Source organism: Saccharopolyspora sp. ID03-671, from assembly GCF_045278815.1.
Classification (GTDB): domain Bacteria; phylum Actinomycetota; class Actinomycetes; order Mycobacteriales; family Pseudonocardiaceae; genus Saccharopolyspora; species Saccharopolyspora ipomoeae.
On the sequence record NZ_CP134054.1, the window covers coordinates 6,668,462 to 6,684,344 of the forward strand.

Consider the following 15,883-nt stretch of genomic DNA (forward strand, 5'->3'; position numbering starts at 1 on the left):
TGGCGAGAGATGACAACGGCCCCGCAATCCGGACACAGCGCGTTCGTGCTCGCCGTGTCGGCCGTCGCCGCGCTGGGCGGCCTCCTTTTCGGTTATGACATCGGCGTGATCTCGGGCGCTCTGCTGTTCATCGCCGACGACTTCGCGCTCACCCCGCTCCTGGAGGGTGTGGTCACCAGTGCCCTGCTGCTCGGCGCCGCGATCGGCGCGCTGACCGGCGGACGCCTCTGCGATCGGCTCGGCCGACGGACGACGCTGCTGATCGCCGCCGGTGTGTTCGTCCTGGGAGCCCTCGGCTCCGGCATGGCCGCCGACACGTGGACCCTCGTCGCGGCGCGACTCGTCCTCGGTCTGGCTGTGGGTGCCGCCTCGCTCGTGGTTCCGCTCTACATCGCGGAGATGACCCCGGCTCGCACTCGCGGCGCGTTGGTCTCGCTGAACCAGCTCATGGTCACGATCGGCATCCTCGCCTCCTACCTGATCAACTCCGCGCTGGCACCGGCCGAAGCGTGGCGCTGGATGCTCGGGCTCGCCGGCGTTCCCGCAGTTCTCCTGGCGGTGGGCATGCTGTTCCTGCCGGAGACACCGCGCTGGTTCCTCAGCAAGGGCCGAGAGGGCGCGGCGCGCGCGGTTTTGCAACGGAGCCGCCCGGCGAGCGAGGTCGAGTCCGAACTGACCGAGATCAGTCAGGTCCTCGAGCAGGAGCGCAACCAGGATCGAAGCCTGGCACGGCTGGCGGACCCGTCGGTGCGACCGATGCTGATCGTCGGGATCGGGCTGGCGATCATCCAGCAGATCACCGGGATCAACACCATCATCTACTTCGCCCCTTCCATCCTGCAGGCCACCGGGTACGGCACCTCAGGTGCCATCCTGAGCACGGTCGGAGTGGGTGTGGTCAACGTCGCGCTCACCGTGGTCGCGATCTTCCTCGTCGACCGGATCGGCCGCAGACCTCTGGTCCTGATGGGCATCGGCGGGATGACGATCACGGCGGGCCTGCTCGGTTGCGTCTACCTCTTGCCATCCCTGGGTGGAGCGGCGGGCTATGCGGCGCTGATCCTCATCGCGGCGTACGTGGCGTTCTTCGCGGTCAGCCTCGGCCCCGTGGTGTGGCTGATGATCTCGGAGATCTTCCCGCTGCGCATCCGCGGTACGGCGATGAGCGTGTCCACCGTGGCTCTGTGGCTGACCAACGTCCTGGTCGCGCTCACGTTCCTGAGCATGTTCACCGCGATGGGACCCACCACCACCTTCTGGATCTACGCCCTCATCGGAACCGCTGCGTGGTTGTTCACGTACTTCCTCGTGCCGGAGACGAAGCAGCGCAGCCTGGAACAGATCGAGTCCGAGCTCGCGAGCCGTGCACCCCGAGCGCGATCGACACCCGAGGGGGCGTGAGGAGTGCGGGACGACAGGAGTGCGCCGCACATCGAGCACAGTTCCGATGGTGAGGTGGTGTGGCTCGGCAACGGTCTGCTGACCCTCGGCATGGTGCCGAGGCTCGGCGGACGGCTGCTCTCACTGTCTGGTGTGGATGGACGAGAGCAGCTGTGGCGCAACGACGAACTGCTCACCGACGACCTCGCTCTGCGGCGAGAGCACCGGCCGCATTCCGGTGAGCTCGGCGACTGGGTCAACTACGGCGGGGACAAGACCTGGCCCGCCCCGCAGGGGTGGGAGCACAGCGCTCAGTGGGCGGGTCCGCCGGACCCGGTGCTGGACTCCGGCCGGTACGAGGCGGAGGTCGAGGTCGACGACGAGGGGGCGGCGGTGACGCTCACCAGCGGTGATGACCCCCGAACGGGCCTGCGGTTCGTGCGGCGGTTCGAGTTGCGGCGAGGTCGCTGCTCGTACCGGCTGAGGCTGACCGCGATCAACACGGGCGACCGCGAAGTTCGGTGGTCGTTGTGGAACGTCACCCAGCTCGCCGGAGATGGGGCGGGTGGCACGTACGTGTCGGGTGCCGCGGAGGTGACCGATCTGCTCGCGGGGACCGGGTACCCGAAGTGGACGGCGGAGGACAGTTGCGTGCACGTGCCCCATCAGGACGTCGTCGGCAAGCTCGGTTTCCCCGCCGCTGAAGGCTGGTTGGCCCACGTCGGCCTGGGTGCCACGCTGACCCAGTCGTTCGCCGTGGATCCCGAGGCGGAATACCCGGACGGTGGCTCGCGCGTCGAGGTGTGGATGGAGCACCCGTTGCCAGAACCGCTAGCGGCCCTGGGCGATCTCGGTCCGCCTGCCCGCATCGTGGAGTGCGAGGTGCTCGGGCCGCTGACCGCCCTCGCGCCAGGTGAACGAACGACGCTGACCCTCGACTGCGCCGTCACGGCGGGGGACCAGCCCGTTCGGCATGTGACCGAGCTGGGGCACTGGACCGACGACGAGTTCGTCCCCTACGCCGACGGCGTGATCGAGGCCGGGGAACGGATCGAGGTGCGTGCGGGTCGGCCGGTGCCGATCCCGCCGGGTCAGTGGGAATTCGTGGAGGTGAACCGATGAGCGCACGGCTCGACGACCGAGTCGCGATCGTCACCGGTGGGGCTCAGGGCATCGGCGCGGCGACCGCACGCAAGCTCGCCGCCGACGGGGCAGCGGTGGCGATCCTGGACGTCTCCGACGGCGCCGAGGACATCGCCGCGGAGATCAACGCCGCAGGTGGGCGGGCGCTTGCGGTGCGCTGCGACGTCAGTTCCGAACAGGAGTGGGCCGCGGCGGTGGACAGCTGCCGCGACGCGCTCGGCCCGATCGACGTCCTGGTCAGCAACGCCTACACGGTCGACGTGCTGCCCGCGCACGAGACCAGCCTGGCTTCGTGGGAGCGGCAGCTGTCGGTGAACCTGACCGGCACGTTCCTCGGTTTCCGGGCTTGCTTGCCCGACCTCGAACGCAATCAGAACGGTTCCGTGGTGCTCACCTCATCGGTGCACGCCGTGGTGGGGCTGCCGGGACGGCCGGCCTACGCGGCGAGCAAGGCCGCGCTCACCGGCCTGACGAGGCAGCTCGCCGTGGAGTACGGCACGTCGTTGCGGGTCAACTCGGTGTTGCCCGGCCCGGTGCTGACCGCCGCGTGGGACGACATCGACGAGGCCGACCGGCGGCGCAGCGCCGAGGAGACCGCCGTCAAGCGGCTCGGTGACCCGTCGGAGGTCGCTGCGGCCATCGCCTTCCTGGCTTGCGACGATGCCTCTTTCGTGACCGGGACGGCGTTGACCGTCGACGGCGGGTGGAGCGTCTACAAGATGTCGTCATGACCGCGGCATCGAGGAGGAATGGGACATGAACGCCTACAGCGGGCGAGGCGTGCACGGGCAGACGGTGTCGACGCTGGGGGCGCGCATCGTGGCCGGGGACATCGCGGTGGGCGAGGTGATCGACCTGGGTGAGCTCGGTCGTGAGCTGGACGTGAGCATGACGGTCTTGCGGGAGGCCACCAAGGTGCTGGCCGCCAAGGGACTCGTCGAGGCGCGGCAGAAGCGCGGCACGTACGTGCGCGCCCGAGAGCACTGGAACCTGCTGGACAGCGACGTCATCCGGTGGCGCAGCGAAACAGGCGACACGGCAGAGGTTCTGCGGGACCTGGCCGAGGTGCGCGCGGTCGTCGAACCGGCGGCCGCGGCGATGGCCGCCCAGCGCCGTGACGACCGCGACCTCGCCGAACTGGACGCCGCGCTGGAGGACATGAGACGAGCCGTGGGTCCGGAAGCCGAGGTCGCAGCCGACCTCAGGTGGCACCGGGCCATGCTGCGGGCCACCCACAACGACATGCTCTCGCGGATGGACGTCTTCATCGAACCCGCACTGCGGCTGCGGGACGCGCTCGTGCATGGGGCCAGCGCGGACGACCCCGTGCCCAGTCACGCCGAAGTGGTCGAGGCCGTGCGCCGAGGGGACGCCGATGCCGCTGCTGCTGCCGTGGCATCGCTGCTGGACAAGGCCGCCCGCGACGTCGCGGACATCATCGGTACCGGAGAGAAAGAGATGCAAGGCGAGTGAAGATCACATCTGTGGAGACGTTCCTGGTCCCACCCCGATGGTTGTTCTGCCGCGTGGAAACCGACGAGGGCATCGTCGGCTGGGGCGAGCCCGTGGTGGAAGGACGCGCGGAGACTGTGCGCGCCGCGGTGGAGGAGCTGTCGGACCTGCTGCTGGGCTGCGACCCGAGGCGGATCGAGGACTTGTGGCAGCTGATGACCAAATCCGCGTTCTACCGGGGAGGTCCGGTGCTCTCCAGCGCGGTCGCCGGTCTGGACCAGGCGCTGTGGGACATCCTCGGCAAGTCCTTGGGCGTCCCGGTGCACCAGCTGCTGGGAGGCGCGGTCCGTGACGAGGTGCGGATCTACGGGTGGATCGGCGGTGACGAGCCGGACCAGGTCGCGGAGGCGGCCGCTGCGCAGGTCGAAGCCGGGCTGACTGCGGTGAAGATGAACGCCTCCGGTCGCACGAGCCGAATGCCGACGCGCGCGGAGACCGACGAGGTGATCTCCCGCGTCGCCGCGGTCCGCGAGGTCCTCGGTGATTCCCGTGACGTGGCCGTGGACTTCCACGGTCGCTTCGGCGCCGCCGCCGCGCGCCGCGTGCTGCCCGAGCTGGCCCCGCTGCACCCGCTGTTCGCCGAGGAACCCGTGCTGCCGGAGCACCCGCACGCGCTGCGGGACGTGGTCACGGCCAGCCCGGTTCCGATCGCGTCCGGAGAGCGCCTGTACTCGCGAACGGATTTCCTGGCCCCGCTGCAGGCGGGCATCGCCGTTGCGCAGCCGGATCTGTCCCACGCAGGTGGCATCTCGGAGGTGCGCCGGATCGCGTCGCTGGCCGAGACCTTCGACGCCCTGCTCGCCCCGCACTGCCCGCTCGGCCCGATCGCGCTCGCGGCGAGCCTGCAAGTGGCGTTCGCGACGCCGAACTTCCTGATCCAGGAGCAGAGCATCGGCATCCACTACAACCAGGACGCCGAACTGCTCGACTACGTGCTCGACCGCACCCCGTTCGAGTTCCACGACGGCGCGATCCGGCGGTGGGAGGCACCGGGCCTGGGAGTGCAGATCGACGAGGACGCCGTGCGCCGCGCCGACGCGCAGGGGCACCGCTGGCGCCCCCCGACCTGGCGGCACTCGGACGGCTCGTTCGCGGAATGGTGAGGAGAAGCGGTATGGACTTGGCGGAACAGCTGGTGCGGCACCGGCTCATGGCGATCATCCGCGGCAGCGACCCGGCCGCGTGCGAGCGGACCGCCGAAGTGCTCGTCGGCGCGGGCGTCCGGCTGCTCGAGGTGTCGCTGATCTCGACCGATGCGTTCGGCGTGCTCACGCGCATCACCGATTCCCTGGGGGATGAGGCGTGCATCGGGGCGGGCACCGTGCTCAGTGCGGAGGACGCGAAGAACGCCGGTGCCGCCGGTGCCCGGTTCGCCGTGACACCTGCGGCCTCCGATGGCGTGGCGGCAGCGGTGGAGCTGGGGATGCCGGTGCTCGCCGGGGCGATGACCCCCTCGGAGGTGCTCGCCGCGCACCGGTCCGGAGCCGCTGCGGTGAAGCTGTTCCCGGCCGAGAGCTTGGGCCCGCGCTACCTCAAGGCGCTCGGCGACCCGTTCCCCGACGTGGGGTTGGTACCGGTCGGCGGGGTCGACCTCTCCGACGTGCCGCGCTACCTCGCCGCAGGTGCGCTGGCCGTCGGGGTCGGTAGCCCGCTCGCCGGGGACGCACCCCACGGCGGTGATCTCGCGGCGCTGCGGGAACGCGCCGGGCAGTTCCTGGCGGCGGTGGGGTCGCGATGACCGTCGTGACGCTGGGCGAGACGATGATGGCCCTGCGGAGCACGGGGCTCCTGCGGCTCGGCGGGAGTGCGCGCACGTCGATCGCCGGAGCCGAAACCACCGTCGCGATCGGGCTCTCCCGGCTCGGCCACTCCGCCAGGTGGGTGAGTCGCCTCGGTCGCGATGAAGCGGGAGAGCTGATCCTGCGCACGTTGCGCGCGGAGGGCGTCGACGTGTCCGCGGTGTCGCGCGACGATTCGCCGACCGGGTTGATCCTCTTCGAAGAGCGGCTACCGGATCTCGTCAGAGTGCAGTACTACCGCGCGAACTCGGCCGCGACGCGGCTTGGCCCGGACGACGTCCGCAACGCCGTGTCCGGCGAGGTGAGCCTGGTGCACCTGAGCGGGATCACGGCGGGAATCGGTGAAGGCCCCCGTGCTGCGGTGGAAGCGGCTCTGGACGCAGCAGCCGAGGTCGGCGCGATGGTGTCCTTCGACATCAACTTCCGCTCGAAGCTGTGGTCACCGGTAGTGGCGGCGGAGGTGCTGACGCCGCTGGCTCGCCGAGCCGACGTGGTCATCGGATCAACCGATGAGCTCGAACTCGTCGGCGGCGCCGAGTCCCTGCTCGCCGCAGGGGTGCGGGAAGTGGTGACCAAGCTGGGGGCCGCCGGTGCCATGGCATCCACAGCGGACGGAACGGTGAGCGCATCCGGAAACCGGGTTGAGGTGGTGGACTCGATCGGTGCGGGCGACGCCTTCACCTCCGGTTATCTGTCGGCCTTGCTGGACGGCCTGCCCGTGCCGGAACGGCTCGCGCGCGGCAACACCTGCGGCGCTTTCGCGGTCTCGACCTCGGGTGACTGGGAGGGGCTTCCGACCCGCTCTGAACTGGCATTGCTCGACGTGGAGAAAGGCGAGGCGTTGCGGTGACGGAGTGGAACGCGTGGCCCGGCGAACGCTTCGACCTCGGCGAAGGACTGCGGGTGGTTGACGGACGCGTGGTGATGGTCGACATCCTCACCGGCCGCCTGCTGCAGTTGCCCGACGACGGCCCGCCAGAGGTGATCGCCGAGATCCCGGAGCCTCTCGGAGCGGTCGCTCCGCTGCGCGGGGGAGGCTGGATCGCGGCCGCCGGAACCGGTATCGCCGTGCTCGGCTCCGACGTGCAGTGGTTGGCCGAGCTGGAAGGCGGCCCGGGAATGCGGATGAACGACGGCGTCGCCGACCCGGCCGGCCGGTTCTGGGCGGGCTCCATGGCCTACGACAACACATCGGGCGCCGGCACCCTCTACCGCGTGAACCTAGACGGCACCACCAGCACGGCGGTGCAAGGCCTGACCGTCCCGAACGGGCCGGCGTTCAGCGCGGACGGAGCGGTGATGCACCTCGCCGACAGCGCCGAGGGGACGATCTACCGGTACCGGGTCGATCCGAGCGCCGGGACACTTCATGATCATCAGGTGTTCGCGACCGTGGACAACGGCAGTCCGGACGGCATGACGGTGGACGCCGAGGGCTTCCTGTGGTCGGCGATCTGGGGAGCAGGACAGGTGCGCCGATACGCGCCGGACGGCTCGGTGGATCAGGTCCTCGACATCCCATGCGCTCAGCCGACCAGCGTGTGCCTCACGGGAGACCACCTCGTCGTCACCTCTGCCAAGATCGGACTCGAAACACCCACCGCGCTCGACGGCGCCGTGCTGGCAACGCCGTGCACGGTGCCCGGAACATCTACCAGCTTCGCCACCTGCGCACGATGATGTGGCGGTGATTCGCCCGGTGCTCTGACCCGGTCCTGGTCCGCAGCCTCCTGAGTGGTGGATACCCGCTGCTCAGGAGCCCGCGGGGCCGGGGGAGAATCGGTGCACAACCGGCGCCACGAGGTGTCTCCTCGTGCTGGGATGCGACGAGCTCGATCCACCAGGCGAGAAGCGGGACACATGACGACCGAACCAGCTGCGACCGAGTCGAGGGACGACCACTTCTGGCAGGAACGCAGGATCTGCTCCCTCGCCACTCAGCGCCCGGATGGCAGCCCGCACCTCGTCCCGGTCGGCGCCACCTTCGACGCTGAAACCGGCATCGCACGCATCATCAGCAGCGCTGGGACCCGCAAAGTGCGCAACGTCCTGGCTGGCGGCCCTGACGCGAAGGTCGCGGTCAGCCAGGTCGAAGGGCGGCGCTGGAGCACCCTCGAAGGCACCGCGCTGATCAAGGACGATCCGGAATCCGTCGCCGAAGCCGAACGACGCTACGCCCAGCGCTACCGGCCCCCTCGTCCCAATCCCGAGCGCGTGGTCATCGAGATCACCGTCACGCGCGTCATGGGCAACGTGCGCCCATCTGGCTGGTAGCGGCCTCGGGGTGCGTTCGGACAAGATCAAAGCAACCGTTTATCACCGCTGACGAGCGCGATTCTTGCCCGAGTACGGGGACGGTCCTAGACGACGACGGCGACGGCGCGTCGTGCAGTGGATCTGCCTCGCCCGGAAGTTCCGGATAGCTGAGGCGCCTTGCCCCTACCGCGTTGGCCTCGGAACAGATCCTGGCCCTGCAACGGCTCGACTTCTCGGGCGAGTCCTTACGGCGAGCGGGCCGTGTACCCGATTGACTGATGCCGAGGCTCGGTTGCGTCGGTTCCAATGCGATCGGTGCCGGAGTGGATCCCGCGGCGCTGACTGATGTGATCAACACAGCCCAAGCGGAACGCACGGCTGCCCGTGCCGAACTGGAGAACACAGCGACGACGGGCGGAGCGATCTCCGAGGCCGAGGTCTATGCGATGGTCGATTCTCTCGGCGACGTCAGGGCGGCGCTGTCGAGCCCCAAACCCGAGAGGCTGGCCAGCCTCTACGAGTCCGTTGACCTGCAGGTTCGCTACGAGCCGGGTGAGAGAGCTGCCGAAATAAAAATTCACCCGGCGAACCGGGTGAATAGTGTGCGTGTCCGAGGGGGGACTTGAACCCCTTCCAGTGGGAGGAATCCCCGTTCGTGGGATTCATCTCCATGTCGGTGAAGTTAGCACAGTAGGTCTTCGCCTGGGTTCGTACCCGGTCGAAGCCGAGTTTGTGTGGCTCCGGGCGGGGAGAGAAGGAGCGACCAGATCGGCCGCTGGCGGGGAGCTAAGATCGCTCGACGGCAGTGTTGGAAGGCCCGGCTGTGTGGGGCACGTTGGAGCTGGCAATTGGAAGAGTTGACTAAGCTGACCGAGGCAGAACACCAGCTGCTTGCGCGATGCCCTTCTGTGGACGCCGTCCGTCATCGACATTCTCCGTAATGGACTTCCCGAGAATGTGGTCGCTGACATTGGACGTCCCGTCCCTCAAGACGCCTGATTGGAAAATTCCCGTCATGGAATCTCCATCGCACTTTTCTCGAGTTTCAACCAGCGGTCAATTCGCATCAATTCCGTGATGCGCCAACGCCGGCGCAAGTCCGTTGGCAATCACAGGGCGCGAATTCGTGCTCAATGGTCCACACAACGGAGATTCTTTTCGGTACTCGTGTGCTGAGACGCGGGGTTGGTGGGCATGAGTGGATGGTCTTCACCAGTGAGGGTGGCGACGGCTGCGGCAACCTCGCTCACGTCGGCGCGAATATAGGTGGTGGTGGCACTGGCGCTTCTACCGTCGTGGTGGCCAGCGTAGGCGTGAGCGACTGCGTATCCGAAGTTGCGTTCGACCCAGGTGAGGGTGGTGTGGCGTAGCCAGTGGGTGCTGACTCCTTGGGTGTGGACCCAGGGGAGGTGTTGGCCGATGCGGGTCCAGAGGTGGTCGTAGCGGCGTCGGGTGATGGGTCGGTGGTTGTGGTAGCGCAGCAGTTGGTCGCTGGGTTTGGTGGCGCCGCGTTGGTGGGCGTGTTCGCGGAGGTGGGTCATGAGGGTGGGGGAGACGGGTTGCCAGCGGACGGTTTCGCCTTTTTCGTGGAGGCGGATGAGGCATTGGTCGGGGTCGAGGTCGCGGAGGGTGAGGTTGAGGGCTCCGCCGCGTCGGCAGGCGGTCTCGATGTGCAGGCGGATGAGAAGAGCATCCAGAACGGGGTCGTTGCCTGTTCGCGCTGCGGCTTGGCTTATCTCGTGCAATCGGGAATCCGGGAGAGCTCGTCGGGTGCTTGGGAGGCGTCTGGGCTTAGTGACCCGCCGAGCGGGGTTTTCGGCTTCATTGAGCCATCCGTCCGCGACGGCGTGGTTGTACATGCAGCGTGCCGCTGACACGAGGTGTTCGGCTGCGCTCTGGCCGCCTCTGGAGTTACGTCGATTACAGGCTTGCTTCTTGGCTTGAGCGGCAAGGTGTTTGAGTTCCAACGGGCTTGGTTCCGTGATCCGACGATCTCCCCATGCCGCAAGAATCTGAGACCAGTAGGGTCCGTAGGTACGTTGGGCTCCATCTGACATGGCGGCAGCAACGCGTGGTAGGTAGTCGCGGAAGGTTGGTACGCAGATGTCACTTGCTGGCCGCTTGCCATCGCCAATGAGATCTGCTGCCGTCAGGCCTAGCCGCCCGAGTAGCACCCGAGCGGCTTCCTTCTCGAGTTCCTCCTGGCTCACGGCTGATCCGTCCTGGTCAGAAACTCGTGGTAACCGAGGACCATGTGATCGAGCGCGGCCATGGTGTAGATAACGAGCACGTCGAGAGTAGGGGCTGCTGCTAGCAGTACCCGGTCTCCGCTGGCGATCCCGCACCAACGTCGCAACGTGGAGGGTATCGAGATGTGAGCGCGCTTGGTCAGGGCTGAAGACCCGGTTGAACTTCGGTTGCAGGCCACAGCGCCGTGCCATGTTCCAAACTGGATAGGTTCCGAAGGTGACCATCCGAGCGCCTGAACGATGGTGGAGTCAGCTACCCGTCCTCGGAGATCAACCGAAGCGATCCGATACAACATCGTCCCGTCGCGCGGGAGTTCTGGCAGGTCGGAGACCGGAAGCGGCTGCACGGAGTCCTGCGCCGTGTGCAGCTGGCCCGGAACGACCGCGGAGACAATGTGCTCGGCGGTCGTTCCTCGAGTCATTTGGGCCGGATTTGTCTCTGGCAATGGAATCAACTCCTAGAACTCGGCGCCGAGGGCGATCAATCGATGTGTCGTGAGGCGCTGGCTGGAAAAGCGGCCTGCGGAGACGCTGGCAACCTGATGAACCGTGTTGCCTCCGGACGCCCAGTCGAACCAGGCAACGCCACGATTCGGACACGTCACCCTCCCCAAGATCGGAAATGCAGTCGCGCAGAGTGTTTCTGGCCTACAACGGTAGCTCCGGATTCCAAAAATCCGTCGCACACTGCTCGACCGGCCACCGTTGCCCCTCACCATCCCCGCAGGAAGGCGTCAATCGAGAACCAAAGGTCCAGTGATGGCCGCTGGCCCGGAACAGCACTGATTCGGAGCCGGGTCATTCACCGAAGTCGTCGTAGTCAGGGAAGACACCGTAATGGTTGTAGTCGTCGCACCCGATTCGCGTGTGGGTGCTCATGTTCGTGGTGGGGGTGAACAGCGGGTCGGTATTGTCGAACACCGGGTGTTCGGCGCCGTCCCATGCGGGTTGCTGCGACCGGTCGTAGGGACGCGACATGGTGTTCCTCCTCGGTAGGCGGCTGCTACGGTCCTGGCCCCGTTCAGCCGGGGCGGGTGATGTGATGCGGGCGGCCGACCAGCACGGTGAGCACGAGTTGGGCCAGTCCGGCGGCGATGAGCAGCGTGATGCCGGTGGCGCTGGTGGTCAGCGAGAGAGCGAGGGGTCCGGCCGCGGCCACGAGGTAACCGGCGCCCTGGACGATTGAGCTGAGGACCATTCCGTCCTGCGAGTTGTTCGTGCGCAGGTTCGGCAAAGCGAGCGCGACGGACAGAACAGAGACCCCGGCGCCGAGGAGTCCGGCCCACAACCACGGTGCGCTGGTGGGGGCGAGCAGCAGTCCCACGAGCCCGGCGATGCCGGCGCAGGTCATGACGGCAAGCCCCGGTGTTTGGGAGCGGGCGCGGTTGGTGCGGGCACCGAGCGTCAGCGCGGTGCCGATGGAGATGAACATGGTGACCGCGACCAGCAGACCGGCCGCTCCGCCGGGGATCCCAGTTCTGCGGAACAGCACGGCCTCCCAGGACAGCAGGCCGACAGCAAGTCCGGATTGCAAGCCGAAAAACCCGACGAGGATCCAGGTCCGCGGGTTTCGCAGCATCCACCTCCAGGCGCCGCGCGTGACCGGAACGGGGGCCGAGCTCGGCTTCTGGCGTGCCCACAAGGTCCAGGCGGCGACGGCGACCGGGAGCGGGAGAAGCAGGGCTATGGCTGGGTAGCCGTGTGCGGTGTGCAGCAGCGGCGGTGTGGTTGCCGTGGTGGTGGCGACTCCGACGCTGATGAGGGCGGCCACGGCGGCGGTGATGCGGGGCGCGTGCCGGGGGTAGTGGGCGTGGACGTGGACGGGCAGGGCGATGCCGGCGGCAGCGACGCCGAGGTAGGCCAGCAGCGATCCGATCAGCAACATCGTGGTGGTGCCGCACAGCGCGCGTAGCGCGAGGCCCAGCACCTGCATCCCTGCGGAGATGGCGAGGATTCGCACGGTGGAGACCCGCGCGTGCAGTACGGGCAGGACCAGGGCGGCAGCGGCGATGCACAGCGCTGGGGCCGCGGTGAGCACCGCGTTGAGACCGCCGCCGAGGTGGAGCTCCGGCAGGGCGATGCCGAGACCGGCAACGGGCGCGCGTTGCAACCATGCGAGCAGGCCGATCGCGACGAGCCCGGCCGCACCCCGCCACGCGCTGGCGTGAGCTGGTGCGGCCGGGCTCGTGCGGGTGTCAGCGGGGGAGGACACGAGCCGCCGCCAACAGGGCGTCGTGATCGCTGCGGGTGCCCACCGAGATGCGAACGCCGTCCCCGCTCCAGCAGCGCACGATGATGCCGTGCTGGCGCAGCCCCAGGGTGAACTGCTCCGCGGCGGATCGGAGCGGCAGCCACAGCATGTTCGCCGAGCTGGGCCGAACCGGGTAGCCGAGCGCACCGAGTTCGCGCGCGAGCCGATTGCGCTCGCTGCGGATCTCACACAGCTGCGCTTCGCGAGCCGCGGTGTCGCGCATCGTGGCCAGCGCCGCTTGGATCCCGGCAGTGGAGACGGTGAACGGCAGCTGGCGATGCCTCAGTTCCCGGGCAATCGTCGGACTGGTGATGGCGTAGCCGACACGCAGTCCCGCCAGCCCATAGGCCTTCGAAAACGTACGCAGCACAACGAGTCTGGTGGTGACGCTCAGGTCGCGGACCGTCGCGATGCCATCGGCGGCACGGGCGCGTTCGGATGCATCGAGGAATTCGTAGTAGGCCTCGTCCAGCACCACCATGACCCCCGCTGGGACGCGCTGTAGAAACCGCTCCCACGCGCTGCGGGTGAGGGCTTGGCCGGTCGGGTTGTGCGGGTGGGTCAACCACACCATCGCGGTTCGCTCGGTGATGGCGTCGGCGACCGCGTCGAGATCGACCTCGTCGTATGTGAGCGGGACGGGGACGAAGCGAGCGCCCGCGCTGGTAGCGATATCCGGATACGCCTCCCACGCCCTCCAGGGAGCGACGATTTGCGCACCCGGGCTGGCGCAGGTCTGGGCGAGCAGTTGCAGGAGTCCGGCCGCCCCTGCTCCGAGCAGGATCCCGTCGTCGGGCACCTCATGGTGGCGGGCGAGACTCTTGATGAGGTCGTCCTCATCGCTGACGGTGGGGTAGCGGTGAGCCCCGGCCGCGGTGTGCTCCAGTGCTGCTCGCACGCGGGGCGTGGGTGGGAATGGTGATTCGTTGTGGGTGAGGCGGATCCGCACGTTGCCGCCGGTGGCTGTGGAAGCGGTCGTGGTGGGGTAGGTGGTGGTCATGGTCTGGATCACCGCCCAGTGGTGGAGCGCCGAGCGGGGATGGCCACGTCGGCGATGAGCTCGTCAGCGACCGACTCGACCGTCTGGGTCTCCTTGTTGAACACCTCGACCGCACGTTCCCGTCGAAGCCGGCGGGCGGTCTCCTCGACCTGCGCGTTCAGGTGCGGCAGAGGACGGACGTCGGCGGAGTAGGGGTCGCTGATGGTCTCGACGGCGAGCAACCACTGCGTCGAGGACAGATTAGCCGCAGCGTGGGTTGTGCCTGGTGGGACGCAGATCGGATCGCCTGCCCCGTGCAGCAGGGGTGCGAGGTCATCGCCCAGGAGCGTCGCGGCGATTCCTTTGAGGACCATCACTTGGACCTCGTGGGCGCGGTGCAGGTGGGCGCCGGCGACGTGGGCGGGCGGCATGAGCACGGCGCGCAGCGCCGTGTGGCACCCGGGTGCGTTGCCACGGTGGATCAGGTGCGCCAGCCACTGCCCCTGCGGGCCGAGCTCCCAGTCGGCCTCGCGAAGGCGTGCGGCGATCGTGTCGCGGTCGATGGCGTGGTGGGTGGTGTGGTGGGTGGTGGTCATCAGGTCCTCCCCGAGACAGCGGTTCCCCGCCAGGCGTGGCGAGGGGGCGTTGCGGCAAGGGCGGACGGTAAACCCATCGACGCTGATCAGTCTTGGTATTAACCCGCGCAAAATGATGTCCACAGTGGACTTAATGAGGTTCAATACGAAGACAGCCAAGCGAGGTGTGTGGCATGCTCCGCCGGACCGTGGACCTCTCGGGGCGCGACCGGCGACTCGGTGATTTCTGACGGTGGTTATGTGCCCTCATCCGGCAGAGATCGCCGTGTCCGGCGCGGCAGGTCCGCGGCAACCGGTGGGGATGGGCGGGAACGGGGAGATTCCGCCCATCCCCACCGATGTGTCAGCTACTACGTGTTGTGGGTGTGCAGGTGCGCACCCCACGCGGCGATGAGCTCGTTCATCTCCCAGGTGGTTTCACGGCGAGTCAGCAGGTGCGCCAGGACCAGGCCATCGAGTACCTGCCGGGTGTCGCCAGGTGCCCACCCGGTGTTCTCCGCAAGCTCGGCGCTGGTCATCCGCCCACCAGCGGCACCGAGTACGCGCCAGGCGCGCCGGTGTTGGGCCGGCAGTGCGTTGTAGAACCGGCGCAGGGTGGCGCGCATGCTGCAGCCCGGCTCGTCGGCGATCTCGGTGAGCGCCCACCGGTCCTCGTGTTCGTCGAGGAGGACGTCCAGCGAGATCTCGGGGTGCACCGACAGGCGTTCGGCCGCCAGCGACACTGCCCGGGGCACATCGGCGCACAGCTCAGCGACGCGCCCGGCGGTGGCCGGTTCAGCGTCGACGCGGTTCCCAAGACGCGCGCGCAGCAGCTCGATGGACTGCGCCCGTCGCAGCGGAGCGACCGTGAACTGCTGGACTCCGGCTCCGGCCATCACCGATGAGAGCCGGTAGCGGCTGGTGATCAGCACTGCGCAGCCAGTCCCACCGGGCAGCAAGGGCGTGATCTGCTCGGCCGAGCGGGCGTCATCGAGCACGATGAGCAACCTGGAAGCCCAGGTCGCCGACCGCCACGCCCGCTTACGTGCCTCCAGCCCATCGGGGACCTCCAGCCCGAGGGTGGCAAGGAAGTCGCCAAGCAACTCGGAGGGATCGGCAGGCCCGCCGAGCTGGTGGCCGCGCAGATCGGCCCACACCGTTCCAGATCGGTAAGCGGTGGAAAGACGGTGCGCGTGATGCACGGCCAGCGTGGTCTTGCCGACACCGGGCAGCCCGTCGAGGCACAACCGCAGTCCGGGCGCGGGCCCGCAGGCCGCCAACGCGGCGAGCTCTTGCTCGCGGCCGTGCAGTGTTCCGCACACTGCGGGCAGTTGCGCGGGCACCGGGCGGCGCCGCGCCGCAGGGATTGTGCGGGTGGTGGCGCGGTGCTGGTTACTGCGCTCGGCGACCTCAGCGAGCCGCCCGCCGGTGCGCATGACCCCGTCCAGGGCGGTGACCATTGCCTCGGTGGCATCGCGCTGGCCGTGGATCACCCGGGACAGGGTGCTGCGGTGCAGCCCGGCCTCGTCGGCCAGGTCGACCTGGTTGACGCCGTTGTCTTCACACCAGCGCAACACCGCAGCTCCGAACTCGGTGACCGCCGTCGTTTCCGTCGCGCCGGCATGCAACGCTGCGGTCACGGTCGATGTGCTGCGCATGTGCCCTCCCCAGCTAGCTACGCAACCCGCCCCTTGGCTGAGATCCGTTCGACTGGTGGGCCAGCTGCGTGGATGTTTCTC

16 protein-coding genes are annotated in these 15,883 nt (G+C 68.3%); 10 read left to right on the forward strand and 6 right to left on the reverse strand.

The window, feature by feature from the left end:
* Positions 1-9 precede the first annotated feature (9 nt).
* The 10 genes from REH65_RS30960 (at position 10) to REH65_RS31005 (ending at position 8,716) form a co-directional block, all read left to right on the forward strand.
* Positions 10-1,401: a sugar porter family MFS transporter gene (locus REH65_RS30960; protein WP_406690274.1), complete on the forward strand. Its 1,392-nt coding sequence runs from the start codon at positions 10-12 to the stop codon at positions 1,399-1,401.
* 57 nt (positions 1,402-1,458) lie between these two features.
* Positions 1,459-2,502 carry a DUF4380 domain-containing protein gene (locus tag REH65_RS30965; RefSeq protein ID WP_406690275.1) on the forward strand — a complete coding sequence of 348 codons (1,044 nt, stop codon included), beginning with the start codon at positions 1,459-1,461 and terminating at the stop codon, positions 2,500-2,502.
* On the forward strand, positions 2,499-3,254 hold the full coding sequence (locus tag REH65_RS30970; protein WP_406690276.1) for an SDR family NAD(P)-dependent oxidoreductase: 756 nt from the start codon (positions 2,499-2,501) through the stop codon (positions 3,252-3,254). The genes REH65_RS30965 and REH65_RS30970 overlap by 4 nt, the downstream gene beginning before the upstream one ends.
* A gap of 25 nt (positions 3,255-3,279) precedes the next feature.
* Positions 3,280-3,996, forward strand: a complete 717-nt coding sequence (locus REH65_RS30975) for a FadR/GntR family transcriptional regulator (protein WP_406690277.1) — start codon at positions 3,280-3,282, stop codon at positions 3,994-3,996.
* Positions 3,993-5,138 (forward strand): galactonate dehydratase, encoded by a 1,146-nt coding sequence (dgoD, locus tag REH65_RS30980; RefSeq protein WP_406690278.1) that lies wholly within the window; start codon positions 3,993-3,995, stop codon positions 5,136-5,138. Before REH65_RS30975 ends, dgoD begins: the two co-directional genes overlap by 4 nt.
* A gap of 11 nt (positions 5,139-5,149) precedes the next feature.
* Positions 5,150-5,773 (forward strand): bifunctional 4-hydroxy-2-oxoglutarate aldolase/2-dehydro-3-deoxy-phosphogluconate aldolase, encoded by a 624-nt coding sequence (locus tag REH65_RS30985; RefSeq protein ID WP_406690279.1) that lies wholly within the window; start codon positions 5,150-5,152, stop codon positions 5,771-5,773.
* On the forward strand, positions 5,770-6,684 hold the full coding sequence (locus tag REH65_RS30990) for a sugar kinase (protein ID WP_406690280.1): 915 nt from the start codon (positions 5,770-5,772) through the stop codon (positions 6,682-6,684). The genes REH65_RS30985 and REH65_RS30990 overlap by 4 nt, the downstream gene beginning before the upstream one ends.
* The gene (locus tag REH65_RS30995) at positions 6,681-7,514 is read left to right on the forward strand and encodes an SMP-30/gluconolactonase/LRE family protein (protein ID WP_406690281.1); all 834 of its coding nucleotides are present in this window, start codon (positions 6,681-6,683) and stop codon (positions 7,512-7,514) included. The genes REH65_RS30990 and REH65_RS30995 overlap by 4 nt, the downstream gene beginning before the upstream one ends.
* 180 nt (positions 7,515-7,694) lie before the next feature.
* Entirely contained in the window at positions 7,695-8,108 is a 414-nt protein-coding gene (locus tag REH65_RS31000; RefSeq protein WP_406690282.1) for a pyridoxamine 5'-phosphate oxidase family protein, read from the forward strand.
* 260 nt (positions 8,109-8,368) lie between these two features.
* Positions 8,369-8,716, forward strand: a complete 348-nt coding sequence (locus tag REH65_RS31005; RefSeq protein ID WP_406690283.1) for a hypothetical protein — start codon at positions 8,369-8,371, stop codon at positions 8,714-8,716.
* A 504-nt stretch (positions 8,717-9,220) separates the two neighbouring features.
* Here the strand turns inward: REH65_RS31005 and REH65_RS31010 are convergent.
* The 6 genes from REH65_RS31010 to REH65_RS31035 all read right to left on the reverse strand — a co-directional run bounded on the left by REH65_RS31010 (position 9,221) and on the right by REH65_RS31035 (position 15,802).
* The gene (locus REH65_RS31010; protein ID WP_406690284.1) at positions 9,221-10,300 is read right to left on the reverse strand and encodes a tyrosine-type recombinase/integrase; all 1,080 of its coding nucleotides are present in this window, start codon (positions 10,298-10,300) and stop codon (positions 9,221-9,223) included.
* An 837-nt stretch (positions 10,301-11,137) separates the two neighbouring features.
* Positions 11,138-11,317: a hypothetical protein gene (locus REH65_RS31015; protein WP_406690285.1), complete on the reverse strand. Its 180-nt coding sequence runs from the start codon at positions 11,315-11,317 to the stop codon at positions 11,138-11,140.
* Positions 11,318-11,360: 43 nt separating this feature from the next.
* Positions 11,361-12,551, reverse strand: coding sequence for a CynX/NimT family MFS transporter (locus tag REH65_RS31020; protein WP_406690286.1), 1,191 nt, complete (start codon positions 12,549-12,551; stop codon positions 11,361-11,363).
* Positions 12,535-13,590 (reverse strand): aminotransferase class I/II-fold pyridoxal phosphate-dependent enzyme, encoded by a 1,056-nt coding sequence (locus REH65_RS31025; RefSeq protein WP_406690287.1) that lies wholly within the window; start codon positions 13,588-13,590, stop codon positions 12,535-12,537. The genes REH65_RS31020 and REH65_RS31025 overlap by 17 nt, the downstream gene beginning before the upstream one ends.
* An 8-nt stretch (positions 13,591-13,598) precedes the next feature.
* The gene (locus REH65_RS31030) at positions 13,599-14,165 is read right to left on the reverse strand and encodes a hypothetical protein (protein WP_406690288.1); all 567 of its coding nucleotides are present in this window, start codon (positions 14,163-14,165) and stop codon (positions 13,599-13,601) included.
* Positions 14,166-14,515: 350 nt separating this feature from the next.
* Positions 14,516-15,802 (reverse strand): NB-ARC domain-containing protein, encoded by a 1,287-nt coding sequence (locus REH65_RS31035; RefSeq protein ID WP_406690289.1) that lies wholly within the window; start codon positions 15,800-15,802, stop codon positions 14,516-14,518.
* Positions 15,803-15,883: the final 81 nt, after the last annotated feature.